Origin of the sequence: Amycolatopsis sp. lyj-23, assembly GCF_046549135.1 — a bacterium.
In the GTDB taxonomy this organism is placed as follows: Bacteria; Actinomycetota; Actinomycetes; order Mycobacteriales; family Pseudonocardiaceae; genus Amycolatopsis.
The window spans coordinates 34975-55570 of record NZ_JAJPWN010000028.1 but is presented as its reverse complement, the minus strand read 5'-3'; the positions used below and the strand labels follow the sequence as shown (position 1 = coordinate 55570).

Annotated in this window: 22 protein-coding genes; 11 read left to right on the top strand and 11 right to left on the bottom strand. The window is 70.9% G+C overall.

Going from position 1 to position 20596, the window contains the following annotated elements; translation table 11 throughout:
- The first annotated feature begins 37 nt into the window (after window positions 1–37).
- Genes ACLJPY_RS46800 through ACLJPY_RS46790 form a run of 3 tightly spaced genes read left to right on the top strand, consistent with a single transcriptional unit; the run spans window position 38 to window position 2804 of the window.
- Window positions 38–853, top strand: coding sequence for an ABC transporter ATP-binding protein (locus ACLJPY_RS46800; RefSeq protein ID WP_410597463.1), 816 nt, complete (start codon window positions 38–40; stop codon window positions 851–853).
- Window positions 850–1728 (top strand): ABC transporter permease, encoded by an 879-nt coding sequence (locus ACLJPY_RS46795; RefSeq protein WP_410597462.1) that lies wholly within the window; start codon window positions 850–852, stop codon window positions 1726–1728. The genes ACLJPY_RS46800 and ACLJPY_RS46795 overlap by 4 nt, the downstream gene beginning before the upstream one ends.
- Window positions 1729–1754: 26 nt before the next feature.
- Window positions 1755–2804, top strand: coding sequence for an ABC transporter substrate-binding protein (locus tag ACLJPY_RS46790; RefSeq protein WP_410597461.1), 1050 nt, complete (start codon window positions 1755–1757; stop codon window positions 2802–2804).
- Window positions 2805–2864: 60 nt separating this feature from the next.
- Here the strand turns inward: ACLJPY_RS46790 and ACLJPY_RS46785 are convergent, their stop codons facing one another.
- Window positions 2865–3269 (bottom strand): DUF1707 domain-containing protein, encoded by a 405-nt coding sequence (locus ACLJPY_RS46785; protein ID WP_410597460.1) that lies wholly within the window; start codon window positions 3267–3269, stop codon window positions 2865–2867.
- Between the two features lie 157 nt (window positions 3270–3426).
- On the opposite strand from ACLJPY_RS46785, the gene ACLJPY_RS46780 reads away from it, so the two are divergent.
- Together ACLJPY_RS46780 and ACLJPY_RS46775 are read left to right on the top strand one after the other, a co-directional pair.
- Entirely contained in the window at window positions 3427–4473 is a 1047-nt protein-coding gene (locus tag ACLJPY_RS46780; protein ID WP_410597459.1) for an MGDG synthase family glycosyltransferase, read from the top strand.
- A complete protein-coding gene (locus ACLJPY_RS46775) occupies window positions 4470–5267 on the top strand; it encodes a polysaccharide deacetylase family protein (RefSeq protein ID WP_410597458.1) in 798 nt (265 codons plus the stop codon). The genes ACLJPY_RS46780 and ACLJPY_RS46775 overlap by 4 nt, the downstream gene beginning before the upstream one ends.
- Before the next feature lie 359 nt (window positions 5268–5626).
- Here the strand turns inward: ACLJPY_RS46775 and ACLJPY_RS46770 are convergent, their stop codons facing one another.
- The 3 genes from ACLJPY_RS46770 to ACLJPY_RS46760 form a co-directional block, all read right to left on the bottom strand.
- Complete coding sequence (locus ACLJPY_RS46770; RefSeq protein WP_410597457.1) at window positions 5627–5890, bottom strand: hypothetical protein; 264 nt, start codon at window positions 5888–5890, stop codon at window positions 5627–5629.
- Window positions 5891–6400: 510 nt separating this feature from the next.
- Entirely contained in the window at window positions 6401–7036 is a 636-nt protein-coding gene (locus tag ACLJPY_RS46765; protein ID WP_410597456.1) for a DedA family protein, read from the bottom strand.
- A gap of 103 nt (window positions 7037–7139) precedes the next feature.
- Window positions 7140–8414: a hypothetical protein gene (locus ACLJPY_RS46760; protein ID WP_410597455.1), complete on the bottom strand. Its 1275-nt coding sequence runs from the start codon at window positions 8412–8414 to the stop codon at window positions 7140–7142.
- 367 nt (window positions 8415–8781) lie between these two features.
- Between ACLJPY_RS46760 and ACLJPY_RS46755 the strand changes: the two genes are divergently transcribed.
- Complete coding sequence (locus ACLJPY_RS46755; RefSeq protein WP_410597507.1) at window positions 8782–10365, top strand: alkaline phosphatase family protein; 1584 nt, start codon at window positions 8782–8784, stop codon at window positions 10363–10365.
- 45 nt (window positions 10366–10410) lie between these two features.
- Here the strand turns inward: ACLJPY_RS46755 and ACLJPY_RS46750 are convergent, their stop codons facing one another.
- Together ACLJPY_RS46750 and ACLJPY_RS46745 are read right to left on the bottom strand one after the other, a co-directional pair.
- On the bottom strand, window positions 10411–11241 hold the full coding sequence (locus tag ACLJPY_RS46750; RefSeq protein ID WP_410597454.1) for an undecaprenyl-diphosphate phosphatase: 831 nt from the start codon (window positions 11239–11241) through the stop codon (window positions 10411–10413).
- A 114-nt stretch (window positions 11242–11355) separates the two neighbouring features.
- On the bottom strand, window positions 11356–11934 hold the full coding sequence (locus ACLJPY_RS46745) for a hypothetical protein (protein ID WP_410597453.1): 579 nt from the start codon (window positions 11932–11934) through the stop codon (window positions 11356–11358).
- Between the two features lie 57 nt (window positions 11935–11991).
- On the opposite strand from ACLJPY_RS46745, the gene ACLJPY_RS46740 reads away from it, so the two are divergent.
- Complete coding sequence (locus ACLJPY_RS46740; RefSeq protein ID WP_410597452.1) at window positions 11992–12837, top strand: sensor histidine kinase; 846 nt, start codon at window positions 11992–11994, stop codon at window positions 12835–12837.
- On the opposite strand, the gene ACLJPY_RS46735 is transcribed toward ACLJPY_RS46740, so the two are convergent.
- The 5 genes from ACLJPY_RS46735 to ACLJPY_RS46715 all read right to left on the bottom strand — a co-directional run bounded on the left by ACLJPY_RS46735 (window position 12765) and on the right by ACLJPY_RS46715 (window position 15594).
- Window positions 12765–13802: a metallophosphoesterase gene (locus ACLJPY_RS46735; RefSeq protein WP_410597451.1), complete on the bottom strand. Its 1038-nt coding sequence runs from the start codon at window positions 13800–13802 to the stop codon at window positions 12765–12767. The two genes, ACLJPY_RS46740 and ACLJPY_RS46735, sit on opposite strands and share 73 nt — an antisense overlap.
- Before the next feature lie 130 nt (window positions 13803–13932).
- Window positions 13933–14142 carry a hypothetical protein gene (locus ACLJPY_RS46730; RefSeq protein ID WP_410597450.1) on the bottom strand — a complete coding sequence of 70 codons (210 nt, stop codon included), beginning with the start codon at window positions 14140–14142 and terminating at the stop codon, window positions 13933–13935.
- A complete protein-coding gene (locus ACLJPY_RS46725) occupies window positions 14139–14933 on the bottom strand; it encodes a COG4280 domain-containing protein (RefSeq protein ID WP_410597449.1) in 795 nt (264 codons plus the stop codon). The genes ACLJPY_RS46730 and ACLJPY_RS46725 overlap by 4 nt, the downstream gene beginning before the upstream one ends.
- The gene (locus ACLJPY_RS46720; protein WP_410597448.1) at window positions 14930–15139 is read right to left on the bottom strand and encodes a hypothetical protein; all 210 of its coding nucleotides are present in this window, start codon (window positions 15137–15139) and stop codon (window positions 14930–14932) included. The genes ACLJPY_RS46725 and ACLJPY_RS46720 overlap by 4 nt, the downstream gene beginning before the upstream one ends.
- Window positions 15139–15594, bottom strand: a complete 456-nt coding sequence (locus ACLJPY_RS46715) for a DUF1707 domain-containing protein (RefSeq protein ID WP_410597447.1) — start codon at window positions 15592–15594, stop codon at window positions 15139–15141. Before ACLJPY_RS46715 ends, ACLJPY_RS46720 begins: the two co-directional genes overlap by 1 nt.
- 160 nt (window positions 15595–15754) lie before the next feature.
- Between ACLJPY_RS46715 and ACLJPY_RS46710 the strand changes: the two genes are divergently transcribed.
- Genes ACLJPY_RS46710 through ACLJPY_RS46695 form a run of 4 tightly spaced genes read left to right on the top strand, consistent with a single transcriptional unit; the run spans window position 15755 to window position 20557 of the window.
- Complete coding sequence (locus ACLJPY_RS46710; RefSeq protein ID WP_103352138.1) at window positions 15755–16450, top strand: response regulator transcription factor; 696 nt, start codon at window positions 15755–15757, stop codon at window positions 16448–16450.
- Entirely contained in the window at window positions 16447–17826 is a 1380-nt protein-coding gene (locus tag ACLJPY_RS46705) for an ATP-binding protein (RefSeq protein ID WP_410597446.1), read from the top strand. The genes ACLJPY_RS46710 and ACLJPY_RS46705 overlap by 4 nt, the downstream gene beginning before the upstream one ends.
- A 56-nt stretch (window positions 17827–17882) precedes the next feature.
- On the top strand, window positions 17883–18578 hold the full coding sequence (locus ACLJPY_RS46700) for a DUF998 domain-containing protein (RefSeq protein ID WP_410597445.1): 696 nt from the start codon (window positions 17883–17885) through the stop codon (window positions 18576–18578).
- Complete coding sequence (locus ACLJPY_RS46695) at window positions 18575–20557, top strand: glycosyltransferase family 4 protein (protein WP_410597444.1); 1983 nt, start codon at window positions 18575–18577, stop codon at window positions 20555–20557. Before ACLJPY_RS46700 ends, ACLJPY_RS46695 begins: the two co-directional genes overlap by 4 nt.
- The last annotated feature ends 39 nt before the right edge of the window (window positions 20558–20596 follow it).

The window sequence follows — 20596 nt, the reverse complement described above, 5'->3', positions numbered from 1 at the left end:
TCCGCGCCACTGGGCCGGTTCCTAGTGTCCTCGGGCCATGGACACCTCAACGCCGACGGCGATCCGGCTGGCGACCGTCACCCAGCGGTTCGCGACGCCGTCCGGACAGATGTACACCGCGTTGCGCGAACTCGACCTGGAGATCGGTGCCGGCGAGTTCTGCGCGGTGGTCGGCCCGACCGGGTGCGGGAAGTCGACCACCCTCACGCTGATCTCCGGGCTCGACCGGCCCACCGAAGGCCAGGTGCTGGTCGACGGCGCCCCGGTGACCGGAATCGACCCGAAGGTCGGGTTCGTCTTCCAGAACGACGCCGTGCTGCCCTGGAAGTCCGTACTGGGCAACGTGTCCGCCGGTCCTCGATGGCGCGGTGGTGACAAGCACGAAGTCCGCGAGCGCGCCCGGGACTGGTTGCGCCGGGTCGGGCTGTCGGGCTTCGAGAACCACTACCCGCACCAACTGTCCGGGGGTATGCGCAAACGCGTCGCGCTGGCCCAGTCGCTGATCAACGAGCCGGGCATCCTGCTGATGGACGAGCCGTTCAGCGCGCTGGACGTCCAGACGCGCTCGATCATGTCCGACGAACTGCTCGCCCTGTGGCAGCTGACCCGCCCGACGGTCGTGTTCGTCACCCACGACCTCGAAGAAGCCATCGCCCTGGCCGACAAGGTGGTCGTGCTGACCGCCGGTCCGGCCACGGTCAAGGCGGTGTACGACATCGATCTACCCCGTCCCCGCACCGCCCAGGAGATCCGCTTCGACCCGCGGTTCGTCGAGCTGTACCAGCAGATCTGGTCGTCCCTGCGCGACGAGGTGCAGCTGGCCTACGCCCGCACGACCAAGGCGGCGTCATGACGGCCTCCAGCCCCGTGCCGGTGGTTTCCCCGGCGGCCACGCGCGCTAACGCGGATGCCCGCACCGTCAAGGTCCGGGCCCGGCGCCGCCGGATCCTGGTGAACATCGCTCGCGTCTCCGTGGCAGTTGTTTTCCTCGGTGCGTGGCAGCTGACGACCGCCGTCGGCATCCTGGATCCGTTCTTCTTCGGCCAGCCCAGCGCGATCGTCGACCAGCTCGTGCAGTGGGTCCAGTACGGCACCGACGCCGGTTCGCTGTGGGAGCAGATCGGCATCACTCTCGAAGAGGCGTTCCTCGGCTTCGGCATCGGGCTCGTGCTCGGCGTGACGTGCGGCGTCGCGTTCGGCCGGGTGCGGCTGCTGTCGGAGATCTTCGGGCCCTACATCAAGATCATGAACTCGATCCCGCGGATCGTGCTGGGCTCGATCTTCCTCGTCTGGCTCGGCCTGGGCATCCCCTCGAAGGTCGCCCTCGCCGTCGTCCTGGTGTTCTTCGCCGTGTTCTTCAACGCCTACCAGGGAACCCGCGAAGTCGACCGCAACTACATGGCCAACGCCCGGATCCTGGGCGCGTCCCGCAGCCAGGTCACCCGGCAGGTCGTGCTGCCCTCGGCATTCACCTGGATCATCGCCAGCATGCACGTGAGCTTCGGCTTCGCGCTGATCGGCGCCATCGTCGGGGAGTTCCTCGGTGCGCAACGCGGCCTCGGCCTGCTCATCCAGCAAGCACAGGGCAGCTTCAACCCCAACGGCGTGTTCGCCGCGATGGTCATCATCGCCGCCGTCGCGCTGATCACCGAGGGCTTCATCGGCCTGCTCGAGAAAAAGCTGCTCGCCTGGCGCCCGCCCGCCGTCTCCGCCGGTGCCGAACTGTGAACCCGCGCAAGCAAAGGAGCTCCACCATGTCCCGCAAACTCCTGCTCACCGGCGCGCTGGGGGCGGTTCTCGTACTCTCCGCCTGCGGCTCGTCCCCGACCGCACCCGCCGCGTCCACCAACGCCCAGGGGCAGACCACGGTCAAGCTGATGGTCGGCGGCGCCAACAAGCAGATCTACCTGCCCGCCAAGCTCGCCGAACGCCTCGGCTACTTCAAGGAACAAGGGCTGGACGTCCAGCTCTCGGACGAGCCCGCCGGCGTCGACGCCGAGACCGCGATGCTGGCCGGCCAGGTCGACGGGGTGGTCGGGTTCTACGACCACACCATCGACCTGCAGGGCAAGAACAAGGCCACCGAATCGGTCGTGCAGCTGCTGCAGGTGCCCGGCGAGGTCGAGCTCTGCCGCACCGACGTCGCCGGCCAGATCCACTCCCCGGCCGACTGGAAGGGCCGCAACCTCGGCGTCACCGGTCTCGGCTCGTCGACGAACTTCCTCACCAAGTACCTCGCCGTGCGCAACGGCCTGCAGGCCGCCGACGTCCACTCGGTCGCGGTCGAAGCCGGCAACACGTTCATCGCGGCCATGCAGCACAAGTCCATCGACTGCGGCATGACCACCGAACCGACGATCTCCGCGCTGCTCAACACCGGCCAGGCCAAGGTGCTCGTCGACATGCGCACCGCGGCGGGCGCCACCCAGGCCCTCGGCGGCGTCTACCCCGCGTCGGCGGTGTACATGCAGAAGTCCTATGTGGACGCTCACAAGGACGTGGTGCAGAAGCTGGTCAACGCCTTCGTCAAGACGATGAAGTTCATCGCGAAGAGCAGCCCGGACCAGATCACCGATCAGATGCCGGCCGAGTACTACACCGGCGTCGGCCGCGCCGCCTACGTCAAGGCACTGGCCGACGAGAAGGGCATCTACACGCCGGACGGAATCATGCCCCAAGGCGGGCCGCAGACCGTCCTGAACGTCCTGTCGTCCTTCGACCCCAACGTCAAGGGCCACAACGTCGACCTGACCAAGACCTACACCACCGAGTTCGCGCAGCAGGCCAACCAGACGATCAAGTGACCAGCGGCCGATCCGGCCTCCGCCCTGCCCGCCAGGACGGAGGCCGGCTCACGTCCGGCGTCACTCCCGGCCGAGTTCGTGGTGTTCGAAGCCTTCCCCGCCGATGCCGTGGAGTGCGAGCACGAGGAGTGCGACCGCAGCCAGTACCAGGGCGAGGGTGACGAGTGCGATCGTCAGGCGCCGGCGAGCGCTGACCGTCCCACCCCGACCCAGCAGGGCCGACAGGTCGGCCAGCACCTGCCGGCTTGCCGCGGACACGATCGGTCGCCAGCCGGTGACCGCGTCGGGCGCCGGCGGCAGATCCGCCGTGATCGCGGCGAGTTCGTGGCGGTACCGGGCGGCATAGACCCGGGTTATCCGGTCTTCGACCTCCGCCATCGTCAGCCGTCCTTCGCCGACGGCGATGTGGAGGGCCGCTTCCGTCTCGGCGCGCTCAGCGTCGGAGCAGCGCACGCCTTCCGGCATGGTCGCGCTGTTCTCTCCGGGTGGAGCCGGTCGGTGTTCAGCGGGTTCCGTCATGGTGCACCTCGGTCTGCAGCGGAGCGGAGCCGAAACTCTCATCATCCTTTAATCTACTAACGTGTAGAACTTCTACAGGATAGTCGTAGAAGGGAACCGGATGATGACGCGCATCGTGATCGTCTCGGCGCGCGTCGGCGCCGGCCACGACGGAGCGGCCCACGCCCTGGCCGAGCGACTCGTCCACCACGACGTCGAGGTCCTCGACTTCCTCGACCTGCTGCCACGGTCGTTGGGCCGGCGGCTCTGCGGTCTCTACCACCGGCAACTGGAGGTCGCTCCGCGCAGCTGGGACTGGACGCTGCGGGCTCTCGGCACCGCCGGGCCGGCCTGGCTCGCGGCGCGTGCGGCGACGCTCGCCTGCGACCGTCTGCGCGCGGTCCTGGGAGACGGCCCCGACCTGGCGATCTCGACCTATCCCCTGGCCACCCACGCACTGGGCGCGCTGCGTGCGCGGGGCGCCCTGACAGCACCGCTGGCGGTGTACCTGACCGATCCCTCGGTGCACCGGCTCTGCGTCAGCGGCATCGCCGACCTGCACCTCGCCCCGAACCAGGACGCCGCAACGCAGGCGCTCCTCTGGGGCGCCCGGCAGGTCGACGTCGCCGCGCCGCTGGTCCGAGCCCGGTTCCGGCCGGCCACGACGTCCGAGCGAGCCCGCGCCCGGCAGCAGTTCGGCCTGCCCCCGACCGGTCGGCTGGCGCTCGTCGTCGCCGGGTCGTGGGGCGTCGGGCAGCTGGCCGAGACAGCCTGCGACGTCGCGGCGTCGGGCGTCGCGGTCCCGGTCGTGGTCTGCGGGCGGAACACCGCCCTGCGCGACCAACTCCTCGCCGCCGGGCATCGCCACGTGTTCGGCTGGGTCGAGGACATGCCCCGCCTCCTGCACGCCGTCGACGCCGTCGTCCAAAACGCCGGTGGCCTGACCACATCCGAAGCGCTCGCCGCCGGGCTGCCCGTGGTGACCTATCGCTGCCTGCCCGGCCACGGCCGGGCCAACGCCGACGTGCTCGACCGGATCGGCGTGGTTCCCTGGATCCGGTCGGCGGCCGGCCTGGCGTCCGCGCTGGCGGCTGACCGACCGACCGCAGTCGCCGCGCTCCCGGCCGGCGACCCCGTCCCGCTGCTGGAGAAACTCTTGGAGATCGTGTGAAGGCAGCTCTCACCCTCGCTGCCCTGGCGGCGGTGGCGCACGCCGCACCGGCCGCGACGTTCCTGCCCGGGCCCCGACGAGTTCTCCTGCCCCGGCTGGCCGGCCTCGCGGCGGACGGCGAGGTCGCCCTGACCTTCGACGACGGGCCCTCGGCCGCGTCGACCCCGCACTTCCTCCGGTTGCTGGAGCGCCACGGCGTGAAAGCCACCTTTTTCCTGCTCGGTACCGAGGTTCTCCGGGCACCGCAGCTGACCCGGGCGATCGCCGAGGCCGGCCATGAGATCGGCGTCCACGGCTGGGACCACCAATGCCTGCTGCGCAAGTCCCCCTGGCGCACCCACGGCGAACTCCTGGACACGCGTGCGCTCGTCGAATCCCTCACCGGGATCCGGCCGCGGTGGTTCCGGCCGCCCTACGGCGTCTTCAGCGCCGCATCCGTGGCGTCGGCGCGATCGCTGGACCTCACGCCGGTGCTCTGGAGCACTTGGGGCTTCGACTGGACCGAAGGCTGCACCCCGGAGTCCGTTCACCGCAGGGTCATGCGGCGGCTCGGGCGTGGGGGCACGATCCTGCTCCACGACAGCGACGTCACCACCGGCAACGGCGCGTGGCGGGCCACCCTGGCCGCGGTGCCGAAGATCCTCGACGACTGCCGGCGGTACGGACTCCGCGTCGGCCGGCTCGCCGACCTCACCCTCCCGCCGACGCCGCCACCTCAGCCCGGGGCAGAAATCGCTCCCGCGACGGCCCGGAGCGTGACGGCGAAGAAGTCACGCTGGTCAGGGGTGAGATAGCGGTCAGGCGGGGACAGCATGGACGGCAGCAGCATGTTGGGCGACGCCCCCTTGAGACCGGGACGGAACAGGGTGCAGTCGACCCTGCCACTGTGGATGTCCAGCTCCATCCCCCGGACCACGCCCGCGGACGCCATGGCGCCGGCCAAGGCCGTCAACGTGAGCTGGCTACCGGCCACATAGATCAACCTGCCGTGGGCATCGGTCCCGATTCCCGAGCGCCAGGTGAACTGGAACTGGTTCCCGCACTTCCCCATTGCCCCACGGAGTTGGCCGCGAGGCCGGGCACCGGAACACCGCCGTCGACGATCAGCTCGAGGTTCTGCCGGACCGCGGCCACCTGCGGCCCCGGGCGGACGTCACGGCCCCACACCGACGGTGGCCACTCCCGAACGATCGATCACCAGCGACGCCATGCCGTCCTTCAACGGCTTTCCGTAACGGCCGTCGACGAAGAAGCCGCCGTCGGTGTCCCGGAATTTGAAGCCCGAGTTGAACGTCGCGATCAGTGCGGCTCGCAGGGAATCGGGGACTCGCGCGTGTTCGGGCCATTCCGGACCGCCGGGTTCCCTGGTTCCGGCGATCAACGATGTACGGACCCAGTTCTGGTCGAACGCCACCATCCCGGCGACCACGCTCGTGTGGGCCCGGTCCGGCCGCACAAAGGCCGTGTAGTCGGCGGCCTGCCCGCCGGACATCCGCGCCTCCGGGGCCCAGACGCCCTCTCCGGGCAAGGCGTCCGGCGAGACCGGCAAAGGGGCCGGTGCGTTCGCCGTGTCGCCGTCCGTCGGCGGCGCGGGCTTCGGCAGCGCGTTCGCACCGGGCGGGTTGTCGGCGGGTGGATGCCTGGTGTACCACCGAGTTCTCGAGCGCGTTCACGACCGGACCCGCGCCCATTTCACGAGCCCAGTCGGCCGTCCGCGCCGGGAACGTGGCGGCACCGGGGTCGGTGAGCGCCTGGACATAGGTGACCGCCGGATACAGCAGCAGGACAGCGAAGACGAGGAGCGTCCTCTTGATCCGCCGCAGGCGGCGGATCAAGGCCGGCGCAGCCGGCAGGTTCGCTGTCCGGGTCATATCCCACCGCAACGAGATCGAGATCGGTCCAAGGGATGCGGAAAGTCAGAGCATGGTCAAAGCCGGTGGTCCGGGTCGTCGGACGGGCGCTTGCGACCGCGCCGGAGTTCCAGCGCCAGGGGGATCAGCGAGACCACCACGACGACCGCGATGATCGGCAGGAGGTACTGGTCGATTCCCGGAATGCTGGCGCCGAGCACGTAGCCGGCGAGCGTGACCCCGACCGACCAGAGCAGGCCGCCGAGCACCTGCCACACCAGGAAGGTCCGCGCGGGCACGTCGAGGATGCCCGCGAGCGGGTTCAGCACCGTCCGCACCACCGGCACGAACCGGGCGAGAACGATGGCCTTCGCGTGGCCGTACCGGGAGAAGAGCTCCTCGGCGCGCTCGACACCCCGGTGCAGGTGGGGATTGCCGATCTTCCCCAGCAGCGCCCGGCCACCCCGGCGACCGAGCACGAACCCCACCTGCGCCCCCGAAATCGCGCCGGCTACCGAGGCCACCAGTACGAGCGGCAACGACAGGTGCACCGGAGCCGAGGCACTGGTGGTGCAGAACAGCCCGGCGGTGAACAGCAGGGAGTCACCGGGCAGGAAGAAGCCGACCAGCAACCCGGTCTCGGCGAACAGGACCAGGAACACCCCGGCCGTGCCCAGACTGGACAACCACGACGTCGCACTCAGTGGGTTCACGCCCGCGACCACCTTCCGACGGTGACTTCCGCACTGCTCCGACACCTGTGCAGCTCTTCTACACGATTGTAGAAGAGCTGCAGGCGACCCGAGGAGCCGGGACTCATCCGAGCGAGCCGAGCAGGGCCGTGAGAGCCGCCTTCTCGTCGGCAGGCTGGGGGCTGGTGGCCCGCAGTTCGCGCAGCACCTTGTCGATTTTGCCGTCGACTTCGGTCCACGTGGCTCGGTCCTTGGGCTTCAGCCGGGCCTCGGCCTGGTCCCACTGGCTCTCGAGGTCGTCGACCCGGTTCGTCGCGCCCGCCTGGTCCCCGGCGTTGAGCAGGTCGAGCGTGTCCTGGGTGATCTTCCGGAAGGCCGAGAGGTCACCCAGCGGCGTGACGTGAGCGACGGGGCCGCCACCACTCGCGTTCGGTACGGCCACCGGCACGGATGGCGCGGAGTCCTGCAGCGCGGACTTCCGCACGCTGTAGCCGGTGCCTCCGGCGATCAGCACCAGCGCAACCACCACCACGGTCTGCCACAGGCCACCTCGCTCCCGCGAAGCACTGGCCGGCGCGGCCGGCGTGATATCCGGCTTCACGACCGACAGATAGAGAACCGTACCGAGGATGGCCGCCGCGAAGATCACGCTGGTGATGGTCGTCCCCAGACCGAGGCCGCCCGCATCCGGCGGCTGTGCGAGGTAGTCGCCGAGCGACGCGCCGAGCGGCCGGGTCAGGACGTAGATGCACCAGAAGGCCAGCACCGGGTGGAGCCCGAGCCGCCACCCGATGGCGAGCAGGGCGATCAAGGCGGCCACGATGGCACCCGTTGCGAGGTAGCCCAGGCCCAGCACCTCGGCCATGAGGTCGCCGGTCGCCGTGCCGAGCGCGAAGGTGAACAGGATCGCCAGCCAGTAGAACGCCTCCCGGCGCCAGGTGACGATGGAATGGATGGACAAGGTCTTCTCGGTGCCGAACCACGCCAGGAAGGTCACCGCGAGGAGAACGCCGAAGAGCAGGGTGCTCGTCTCGAGCGGCACGCCTGCGGCGTCCGTGAGGTTGTCGGTGACCAACGTGCCGAAGACGCTCACGAGCGCCACCGTCAGCCAGTAGACGCCCGGCACGTAGCGCTTCGTTGCGAACTGGACGGCCAGTGTCACGGCCAGCAGGACGCCGGTGATGACGGAGACGCCGGTCAAGCCGAGGTTCAGGTTGACGTTGAGGAAGTCGGCCGCCGATTCGCCGACCGTCGTGCAGAGCACCTTGACGATCCAGAAATAGACCGTGATTTCCGGCACTTTGTTGAGCAGCTGGCGATGCGGTCGAAGAACACGTTGTGAGGTCATGGACTCTTTCCTGGTCCGTCCACCGCGGCGGCGGAACGGGCGGGCGGGCACGTGCCGGTGAGGCGTGACGGGACCCCGCGAAGCACCGTTGCCGAGCGGGGGGACTCCCGGCAACGGGCGCGAGGTCCCGTCACGGCTTGCCACGCTAGGGGCAACCGCATTAGTGATCACTTGCACGAGAGCAAAAGGACGGTTAAATGGACTCGGCCGTCTTATGGTTCACCCTTCCGGGTAACGTCCGGCTCGTCCTGGTTGTGCGTTCTGCGGCGAACGCGTCGCAGCGTTCATCCGGAATTCTTTTCGGTGTGTCCTGGCCGCCGCGTGCCCGGCTTGGAATGCCTTCGGCGCCCGCACGGGCCGCCCGTAGCCGAAGGAGAGATCCGTGCCGAGTACTCGATCGAGAACCGCCGCGCTGGCCGTGGTCGCGGCGGCCACCGCCGCCTTGACCGCGCCGGCCGCGTCCGCCGGTGATCGCTCCGCCCACGTCCTGCTCATCTCGGTGGACGGCATGCACCAGTCGGACCTCGACCGCTACACCGCAACCCACCCGGGCTCGACGCTGGCCGGCCTTCTCGGCCACGGCACCGAATACACCCACGCCCGCACTCCCGTGCCGTCGGACTCCTTTCCCGGACTGCTCGCCCAGGTCACCGGCGGTGGGCCGGCGACGACCGGGGTCTACTACGACGTGACCTACAACCGTGCTCTCCTCCCGGCCGGCACGACCTCCTGCGCCGGCGCACGGCCCGGAACGGCGGTGAACTACACCGAAGACCTCGACCGCACGAAGAACGCCATCGACGCGGGCCAGGGTCTGCCCGGCCTGCCCGGCAACGTCCTCGCCATGACCGTTGCACCGCAATCGCTGCTCGACCCGGCCCGGCTGCCCGTGGATCCGCGGACCTGCACGCCCGTCTACCCCCATCAGTACCTCCAGGTCAACACGGTCTTCGAGGTCGCCCGCCAAGCCGGCCTGCGCACCGCGTGGGCCGACAAGCACCCCGCGTACGAAATCCTCGACGGGCCGACGGGCGCCGGCGTGCAGGACCTGTTCACCCCGGAGATCAACAGCCTGGTCCCCGGCACTACCGGCGACTGGACCACCGACAACGCCGCGACCCAGCGCTACGACTCCTACAAGGTCCGCGCGGTGCTCAACGAGATCGGCGGCTACGACCACAGCGGCACCCACCGGGTGGGCACGCCGGCCATCTTCGGACTCAACTTCCAGTCCGTTTCGACAGCGGAGAAACTGCCGCTCTCCGGTGGCCGGACCGGTGGCTACCTGCCCGGAAACGGTGGCCCGGGTCCGGTTCTGAGCTCGGCGCTGGACTTCGTCGACCAGCAGCTCGGTGCCATCACCGCCGAACTGAAGCGCCGTCACCTCGACCGGAGCACGACCATCGTCCTCTCGGCCAAGCACGGCCAGTCGCCGACCGACCCGGCCGCCCTGACGAGGATCGACGACGGCGCCCTGCTCGACGGTCTCAACGCGGCCTGGCGCACCGCCCACCCCGGCGCGGCCGACCTCGTGGCCCAGGCCACCGACGACGACGCCATGCTGCTGTGGCTGACCGATCGGTCCGCCGCCGCGACGACGTTCGCCGAGAACTACCTGCTGGCCCGGTCCGGGCTCGGGAACGACATCTCCGGGGCGCCGAAGCCGTTCGCCCACTCCGGACTCGACCGGGCCTACTCGGGCGATGACGCCGCCCGCTACTTCCACGCCCGGCCCGGCGACCCGCGGGTGCCCGACCTCGTCGGCATCGCGCGGTACGGCGTCGTCTACACCGGCGGCACCAAGAAGATTGCCGAACACGGCGGTGCCGCGGCCGACGATCGCGACGTCCCGCTGGTGATCGCCGGAACCGGCCGCCCCCACGCGGTCACCACCCCCGTCGGCACCACGCAGATCGCGCCGACGATCCTGAGCCTGCTGGGCCTGCGGCCGGACGCGCTGCAAGCCGTGCGCATCGAAGGCACCGAGGTTCTCCCCCGGTAGCGTCCGCCCGGCCGGGGTTCGTCCCCGGCCGGGCGGCCGTTCAGGTCAGGGATTGAGGACGCCGGTGACCAGCAGGCCCAGCAGCGCGATACCGACGACGACCCGGTAGATCACAAAAGCCGTGAAAGTGTGCCCCGCCACGAACTTCAGCAGCCACGCGATGGACGCGTAGGCGACGACGAACGAGACCACCGTTCCGACGAGCAACGGCAGTACGTCCACCCCGCCACCGACCGCGTCCTTCAGCTCGTACACACCGGCGCCGGTCAGCGCGGGAATGGACAGGAAAAACGACAGCCGCGTCGCCGCGACGCGGTCCAGCCCACGCAGCAGCCCGGTGGAAATGGTGGCTCCGGACCGGGAGAAACCCGGGAACAGGAGGGCGAGGATCTGCGACGAACCGACCAGCATCGCGTCCGGCAGCGTCGTCTCCGACTCCCGGCGCTCGCCCGTGCCGAACCGGTCGGCGGCCCGCATGACAGCGCTCCCGGCGATCAGCGAGCCGGCGACCACCCACAGGGAAGCCAGTGGTCCCTTGATCAGCGGCTGGAACAGCAGGCCAGCCACGACGATCGGCACCGTGGCGAAGATGACCCACCACGCGAACTTGTAGTCGTGCTCCTGCCGTGCTTCCGGCCGCACCAGCCCGCGGCCCCACGCCGCGGCGAACCGGATGATGTCCCGGAAGAAATACACCAATACCGCCGCGATGGCGCCGACCTGGATCACCGCGGTGAAGCCCACCACCGCCTGGTCGTCCACCGGGATGCCGAGGAATCCCTCGGCGATCTTCAGGTGCCCGGTCGAGGAGACCGGCAGGAACTCGGTCAGCCCTTCGACGACTCCCAGGATGACGGACTGACCGATGTCGATCACGCTCAACAGTCTTTTCCTTCGCTACCGGCGGAATCGGGGGCGCGCCGAACAGTAGCGACCAGCCTTACCGGCGAGGCGAACCGCCCCGCCGGTTGGCTGTCCGTTTGCCTTCCGTCACGAGCGCGATACCACCGCCACCGACACGCTTTCACGCTCACGAGTCCGTCGCGTCCGAGATACGACCAACCCCAACGCCGCCCCACCCAGCAAGAGCGCCGCGATCGCGAGCCACCCGGTGTAGGCGGTCAGCGGCGACCAGGAGTACACGGGCTGCCGGGCGAAAACCGCGGCAGGCGGGACAGTCCAGTCGAGGGTCGCCGTCGCCGGGACGAGGCCGGGCCGCACCGCCGTCACGGTGATCGTCCACGGGCCACCGGTCGCGAGGTCGTCGGTCGCCAGCAGGTAGGAGCTCGGTCCGGCCGGGCTCGCCGTGCGGCTCGCCACCGCCCCGCCCGGACCTCGCAGGAGCACTTCCACGGCCTGGATCGGCGCGGGTGCCGGACGCCGGGTGTCGAAAAGGCTCACCGTGACGAAGTTGCGGCCCGGCAGGTTCGGCCGCACGTCGACGGTGCCGACCAGGTCGTCGGCCGTCAGCGAGTTCTGCGTGGCCACTGGCTCGGGCGGGCGCCATTGCGGCCCGCTCGCCTGATGGGTCGACACCAGCCCCGCCGTGGCCACCAGAACGCCGGCCAATGCCATCATCTCGGTCCGGACCGCGGGCCGCGTTCGGCCGGGATCGCGGTGGCGGCCGTGGAGGCTGAGCGTCGTGACGAGCCCGGCGAGCGCAAGCGCGCCGAGACTCAGGACCTGTTCGTCCGGCTGGGCTCCCACGAGCTGCGCACGTCGATCACGGTCGCGCGCGGCTACGTCGAGCTGATCCGCGCGGCGCACGAAGACCAGCAGACCGGCGAGGACGCCGGGATCGTGCTCGACGAACTGGGCAAGCTCGACCGGCTCACCGGCGGCCTCACCACGCTCATGCGGCTCGATACCCCGCTCGGCGCCACCGAACTGGACCTCGACGCCTTCCTCGATCGGCTCGTCCGCCGCTGGATGCCGGTGGCCGAACGACGCTGGTCCCTCGAAACGGGGGTCGGGATCGTATCCGCCAACGCCGAGCGGCTCCAAGCGGCGATGGACAGCCTGCTCGAGAACGCCATCGCCTTCACCCGCAACGGCGACGCGATCACCGTCCGGGCCTGGTGCGCCCCGCCCGGCTTCCGGATCGAGGTGTCCGACACCGGCCGCGGTATCGCTCAAGAGGACCTCGCCCACGTCTTCGAGCAAACGTGGTCGACCCGGCACGGCGACTCGCACGGCGGGAGCGGTCTGGGGCTGGCCATCGTCCGCGCTGCGGTCGAAGCCCGGGGTGGGAAGGTCTCGGTGGTCAGTTCACCCGGCGCCGGAGCCAGCTTCACGCTGTCCATCCCGGACCAGCCACGGGACGGGTCGCGCCGCGGAGGCTCGAGCCACGTCCCCGGGCCGGCTGTGCGCCAGGTGCAGCGACCGGGCAACTCGCCGCGTCAGGGGGTGAAGGGCACCCGCGTCCAACTGAGACCGGCGCGGTTCCTCGGATCGATGGTGACCCGCAGGTAGTTGTTCACCTTGGTGGAGCCATCGATCGTGACCCGGGTCAGGTTGCCCACCGACTCGCCCACCCCGTAGAACGACAGCCACCGGGATCCGGCCGCCAGCGGCTGGTCGTCGTTGTAGACGTGGCTGTCGCCGTTGAACAGGTACACCGGCCCGCGGAAGCCCGCCGATTCCCGGGCGATCGCCTGGACGATCGGCTGGAAGGCGAAGTAGTCCGCGAAGGACGCGCCGGCCACGGTCGGGTCGAACATGTCGGCCTGGGTTAGCAGGACGACCGCCTTGTCGTGGTCCTCGCGCGCCTGGGTGAACGTGTCGTGGATGTTCTGGATGACGGCCGCGGTCCGGCCGAGCACTTCCGCGCTCTGCTCCGGCGTGGGGCCGGTCTTCCCGGTCCACGGGGCGAGGCTGTTGTTGCTGCCCACGATGTGCAGCGCGGCGAACGCCACGCCGGCGCGGCTGAACCGGACGTCCTCGGGGATCCCCTGCGCCGCCTGGGAAGTCACCTTCGCCGGCTGCATGCCGAGGGTGTACCCGGGCCAGGGGAAGAAGACCGAGCGGATCCTCGCCAGGCGCTCGAGCGGGTCGTAGCCACCGTTGCTGGGCCGGTGACAGTCCGTCCATTCGTTGTCGCCGATGGTGTAGACGAGCGGGTCGGCGAACTGGTCGAACTGGGCCTTCACCTGGGCGAAGTACTCGTCGCTGCACACCGAGGAGCCGTCTTTGATGTCGCCGAGGTGGGCAACGAGCCGGACCTGCCGGTCGTCGTTGATCTGCTGCACCACTTTCGGGAAGCCGGCGATCTGGGCCGCGCCGTACGGGATGTCGCCGATCACGGCGAAGCTGAAGCTGTTCCCGTGCTCGTGTTCGCCGTCCTGGTCCGACGCGGTCGCGGTGCCGGCCGGGATGCCGATGGCGAGGGACGCCAGCAAGGCGGAGACGAAGAGGACAGACGGTCGGCGTGCTTTCACGGCGTCTCCCTGCGTGTGGGTACCGCAGGACTCTCTGCCGCTCGGCTGAACTCCACGAGACACCGCGGCCACGCCGCAATGAACGACTGGTGGCTCTTGTCAGGTGCCCCGGGCGACGATCCCGCCGGACTCAGCGCCTGCGCACGGCCCGCCACAGGCTCCACGGTAGAACCACGGCCACCGCGGCGGGCAGGACCCACCACGCGTTCACCGACAGCCGGCCCAGCACGAAGGTGACTCCGAGCGCGAGCACCACCGCGAATGCGGCGCGCCAATCGTCGCCCACGACGAAGTCGTACCAGAACGCCCCGAAAGCACGGAGCCGTGCACGGGTCGTCACAGGTCGCCCTCCACGGTGCGTACCGGCAGCACCGAATCACGGGACTGCCCGGCGCGGCGCAAGAACGCGACCAAGACCAGCGCATACGTCGCCACCGCGGGAATGATCACCAGCAGCGCCGCGTCTTCGCCCGGCCAGTGCGCCCCTGCGCCCTCCGCACCCCAGAAGATCCCGAACGAAGCGAGCAGGATCCCGACCGCGAACTTGAGGGTGTTTTCGGGCACCCGCGCCAGCGGTGCGCGGACGGCGAGCGCGGCGGCGATCACCAGCAGGACCGCGGCCGCGGCCGCGAGCGCGGCAAGGGGCACCTGGTGCTGGTTGGCGCCGAAGGTCAGCACGATGAACGCGACCTCGAGCCCTTCCAGCAGCACGCCCTTGAAGGAGAGGGTGAACGCGTACCAGTCCCGGGTCACCCCGCGGGATCCCGTGCCGGCAGCCTGTGCGGTGGTGAGCTCGGCCCGGAAGATCGCGGCCTCGTCATGCACCGCCTTGTGGCCGCTGGCGCGCAGCACCGCCTTGCGCAGCCACTGCAGGCCGAAGATCAGCAGGAGGCCGCCGACCACGATGCGCAGCCAGTCCAAGGGGACGACGGCCAACGCGGGACCGAGCGCCGCCACCAGGGCGGCCAGGACGAGCAGTCCGGCCGCCACGCCGGTCAGCGCCGAGCGCCAGTCCCGCGCGGTGCCCGCCGCCAGCACGATCGTCACGGCCTCCACCGCTTCGACGACACACGCCAGGAAGACGGCGAGGAACAACGCTCCGCCGGCCATGCGGACCTCCTCCATACTCACGCAAGGACGGTGAGCCACGCGGACGCACCGGCACGACCGGTCACCGCCGGGAGACGGGGCCTGACGGCCGCATGCCGCATCGCGTCATGCTCGTCGGCGACGGCTGCGCGATCCGTGAACTCCTGGTCCGCGCGCTGCGCCGCTTCGCCGAGCTGACGGTGAGGCATCGACGTGGTGGTGCCGGGCGCAATCGTCGGATCGGACATCACCCGCCGTGGCCGCGCTCGATGGTGTTCGCCTCGTGCCCTTCGAACCCGTCCGCGCCGAAGCCGTGCACCGCACTCACGACGATCGCCGCGGTGATCAGGAGTCCGATGAGGACGGTGACGATGATCAGCAGCCGACGCCGGCCGGGCGTGGGTTCCGGAGCCCGGCCGCGCAGCACCGCGACCTCGGCGGCGAGCGCCGCACCCGCGGCCGCAAGGATCTGCCGCCACCCCAGGGCGGTGCGCGGCTCCGACGCGGGCAGGTCGGCGGTCACCGAAGCCAATTCGTGCCGGTAGCGGAACTCCTCGAGGCGTCCGAGGCGTTCTTCGACCTCCTCCATCGTCAGGCGGCCCTCACCGGCCGCCGCGTAGAGGGCCGCCCGGACCTGCTCACGTTCCGCATCCGAGCAGCGGATCCCCTCGGGCACGGTGGTACCCGGCGCGTTCTCGCTCATCATTTCCCCTTCCGCTCGGAAATCACTTCCCCCGAGGCTAACCGCGGAAAGGGCCGCCGGACGCGGGCGAACGTTAATCTTCGATGAGAGTTCGGCGCCCGAGCCAAAACCTCAACTACAGTTACCGTGTGTCATCGGACCCAGGACGAAGGGACGCCGGGTGCACCTGGTGATCGTCGACGACGAGACGGCCCTGCAGAACTCGCTCTCGCGCACACTGCGGTTCGAGGGCTACACCGTCTCCATCGCGGGCGACGGAGCCGCCGGGCTCGCCGCGATCCGTGACGAGAACCCGGACGGCGTGCTGCTCGACGTCACGATGCCGGTGCTCGGCGGCCTCGAGGTATGCCGGGTCCTGCGCGCGGAAGGCAACACGGTGCCGGTCCTGATGCTGACCGCGCGGACCGCGGTGACCGACCGGGTGGCCGGCCTCGACGCGGGAGCCGACGACTACCTCGTCAAGCCGTTCGCGCTGCAGGAACTGCTGGCCCGGGTGCGCGCGCTGCTGCGGCGCACCGAATACCACGTCCCCTCCGCACCCCCCGCTCCCGCGGCGCTGCGATTCGCGGACGTCACCCTCGACCCGGCGACCCGGGAGGTCTTCCGCGGCGACCGGCCGCTGCACCTGACCCGCACCGAGTTCGCGATGCTCGAAACGTTCCTGCACCACCCCCGGATCGTGCTGACCCGGTCGGTCATGTTCGAGCACGTCTGGGGCTACGACTTCGGGGCCGCGTCCAACGGGCTCGACGTCTACGTCAGCTACCTGCGCCGCAAACTGGAAGCCGACGGCGGGTCCCGGCTGCTGCACACCGTGCGCGGCGTCGGCTACGTACTGCGCGAGGAGCCGCTGTGAAGCGGCCCCGCTGGAAGACGCTGTCCCTGCGAGCCCGGCTCGGCGTCCTGGTCGCCGCCGCGGTCGCGCTCGCCGTCGTGACGGTGTCGGCGATCTCCTGGGGCATCACCCGGGCCGACCTCTACGACCAGTTCGACGCCCGGCTGCAGTCCTACGCCCAGCTCGCCGCGAAAGCTTCTTCGCCGGAGGAAGCGCTTTCGACCCTGCGCTCCACCACCAAGCCCGGGCCGGACCGGAACACCGGCCTGACCGTCCAGTTCAGCTCGGCCGCCGGCGCAGTGACCGGGATCGCGGGCGCGATCCCGGAACTCCCGCCCCCGCCGCCGGAAGCGCCGTTCTCCGTCAGCCGGGCGACCAACGTCCACCGCGATGGGAGCCGGTTCCGTGTGTGGACGGCCCCGCGGTCCGACGGGGGCACGGTCCAGGTCGCCCAGGACTCCGAAGACGTCGAGGACGCCTTGGGCCGGCTGGGCTTCTGGCTCCTCGTGGTGTCCGCCGTCGGGGTGCTCGGCGCCACCGTGGTCGGCCGGGCGATCGCCCGTTCGGCGCTGCAGCCGGTCGACGACCTCACCTCCGCCGCCGAGAACGTGGCTCGCACGCAGGAGCTGTCGGCGGCGATCGACGTCACGGCGTCCGGGGAGATCGGGCGGCTGGCGACGTCGTTCAACGCGATGCTCGGCGCGCTGAGCCGCTCCCGCGACGAGCAGCGGCGGCTGGTCGAGGACGCCGGGCACGAGCTGCGGACGCCGTTGACGAGCCTGCGCAACAACATCGAGCTGCTGATCCACGCCGACGCCAACCCCGGGCGGCAGCTCTCGGCCGAAGACCGGTCCCGGCTGCTGACCGACCTCGACACGCAGGCCGTCGAGCTGACGGCCCTGATCGGCGAGCTGGTCGACCTGTCCACCGGCGAACGGCCGACCGAAGCCGAGGAGCGCCTCGCGCTGGCCGACATCGTCACCGCGGCCGTCGAACGCACCCGGTCGCGGTGGCCGAACGTCTCGTTCGAAGCCGAGCTGGCCGAGGCCGACGTGCTCGCGCGCCCCGCGGCCGTGGAGCGGGCGGTGCTCAACGTGCTCGACAACGCCGCCAAGTGGTCACCGCCCGGGGGAAAGGTGCACGTGACCATGACGGCCGGCGACGGCACGGTGCGCGTTCGCGTCGACGATGAAGGGCCGGGCGTTCCCGAGGCGGATCTGCCCCACGTGTTCGAGCGCTTCTACCGGGCCGACGCCGCCCGCGCACTCCCGGGCTCCGGGCTCGGGCTGGCCATCGTCGAGCAGGTCGTCACCCAGCACGGCGGGCAGGCCACGGCCGCCCGCACCGGCAGCGGAGGCGCCCGGTTCGACCTCGTCTTCCCGCTGGCCGCTTCTTAAGGAAACTCAGCGCGATCTTCATCGAACTCTCACGGACGGGCGACACCGTCTGAAGGGTGACTCCACGCACCGCGCTCGCGCCCACACTGACGCTGGTCACGGCCACGCTCGCGCAGGCGATCATCGCGGGCCTGACCTTCGGGTTCGCCGGCGACGTGAGCCCCTGGCGTGACCCGGTCAGCGACTACGCCTGGCACCGCGGCGGCCGGCCGCTGTTCACGGTCGCCCTCCTGCTGCTGCTCGCCTCCGCGGCCACGCTGGCGGTCGCCGCACAGCTCGCGGCGTTGCCCCGCAGCCCGCTGGTGAGCACGCTCTTCCTGCTCTGGACAGCCGGGATCACGGTGGTCCTGGTCTTCCGGAGCAACGTCAGCGCGGCGGAACCCACCGTGTCCGGCGGGATCCACCGAGCCGGCGGAGCGGTGCTGTTCGCCAGCTTGCCGCTCGCGGCCTGGACGTTGAGCACCCGGTTGCGCGCCGAGCCCCGATGGGTCACGGCGGCCCCGACGCTCCGGCGCGGTGCGATCGCCGGCGTCGTTACCGCGACCGCGTTCGGCGCGGCCCAGATGATCACCTGGCTCCCGGCGGGTTTGCTGGAACGCGCCGCGCTGCTGGCCGAGTTCCTGATCGTCACCACGATCGCGGTCGCCCTGCGGCGCGCCGCCCGCGCGGTTCACCCGTCGGCCGCCGCCGAACCGGCGGTGGGGGCGCGAGCCGAAGCCGTGGCGGCCGAATCCGGGCGGGGTGTCCGGTGACCGCTCTCGCCATCGTCTGCGCTCTGGCCGCCGCCGTGCTCTTCGCGCTGGCGGCGACCCGGCAGCACGCCGAAGTGACCGATCTCGCCGTCGAGGGCACGCCCGGCTTGCGCACTCTGGCCCAGCTCCTGCGCTCCCCCGGCTGGTGGGCCGGCACCGGGCTGGCGACCGGCGGCAGCGTGCTGCACGTCGTCGCGCTTTCCCTGGCCCCGCTCCCGGTGGTCCAGCCGCTCGGAGTGCTCAGCCTGGTCCTGACCGTCCTGTTCGGGCGGCGCGCCCGCGACCGCCGCGTGGTGACCGCCGTCGTCCTCGTCGTGGCGGGCGTGGCCGGGTTCGTCGCCCTCGCGGCCTCGGCTGGCCCCGTCACGAACATCAGCGCGGGAACGGCCGAAGTCGTTGCCGTGACCGGGTTCGCCGTCGCAGCGCTCGCCTGGTTCGCCCGAGCAGGGTGCACCGCGCTCGCCGCCGCGGCAGCCGTCCTTTTCGGACTGGGCTCGTCGGTCGTGCACGCCGCGGCGTCCCAGCCACCGGCGATCGCGGTTCTGCTCGACGGGCAGGCGCTGCTGCTGCTCGGCGCCGGCGGCGTGCTCCTGCACCGCGCCTACGCCGCCGGGCCCACCGCCGTCGTCGTCGGCACGACGACCGTGCTCGATCCCCTCACCGCCGTCGCCGTGGCCGCCCTGGCCTACGGCGAGATCCCCCAGCCCGCGGCCGCACTCGCCGCGGTCGTCGCTCTCGCCGGTGTGCGCGTGCTCGCCGGTACCGTTCCGCAGGTCCCACCGAAATCCGAGGAGAACCCCGTGCACCCGACCGGCCTTCGCGTCCTGATCGGCGCCGACACGTTCCCGCCCAACATCAACGGCGCGGCGTTCTTCGCCGAGCGCCTCGCCCGGGGACTCGCCGGCCGCGGCCACGACGTCCACGTCGTCTGCCCGTCCGACGACGGCCCGGCCCGCGCCGAGCAGCGCGACGGCTACACGATCCACCGGCTCCGCTCGCGCGCCATCCCGTTCCACGGCGAGTACCGGTTCTGCACCCCCGGCGGCGCCCGGACGGCCGCCGGCGAGATCCTGGACCGCGTCCGCCCGGACGTCGTCCACGTCCAAGCCCACTTCGGCGTCGGCCGCGCCCTCCTCGAAACCGCCGCCGAACGCGACGTCCCCGGCATGGCCACCAACCACTTCATGCCGGACAACCTCCTCGGCTACACGCCCTTCCCCCGATGGCTCAAGGACGCGATCGCCCGCTGGGCGTGGAACGACCTCGTGCGCGTCTACCGCGACGCACGCATCATCACCACGCCAACCCCGCGCGCGGCCGAGGTCCTCGCGGGGATCGGCCTCGACCGGCCGGCCCAGGTCGTGTCCTGCGGCATCGACCTCGCCCACTACGCCGCCCCGGCCCGCCCGGCCGACCGGCCGATGTCGGTGCTGTTCGTGGGGCGGCTCGACGCGGAGAAGAACACCGACCAGCTGTTGCGAGCCCTGGCTCCACTCCCCCACGTCCGCGCGGACCTCGTCGGCGACGGCACCCGCCGCCACGAGCTCGAAGACCTCGCCGCCGAGCTGGGAGTCACCGACCGCGTGACGTTCCACGGATTCGTCTCCGACGCCGAGCTCGTGCACCGCTACGCCGCAGCCGACGTCTTCTGCATGCCGGGGACCGCCGAGCTGCAGAGCCTCGCCACGATGGAGGCCATGGCCGCGGGCCTCCCGGTCATCGCCGCCGACGCGCTCGCCCTGCCCCACCTGGTCCAACACGACGAAAACGGCTACCTGTTCGAACCAGGCGCGGTCACCACGATCACGCGGTGGATCGCCGATCTGGCCGCCGACCCGGACGCACGCGCCCGGATGGGCGAGGCATCCCGGGCCGTCATCGCCCGGCACGACATCGACGGCACGCTCACGACTTTCGAGACGCAGTACCGGACCCTGCTCGGGCTTTCCACGTCCGTCACCGTCGGCCAGGCCGCGTGACCGGGGTAGGCGCCCCGGCCAACGCAGGTCGGCCGGAGC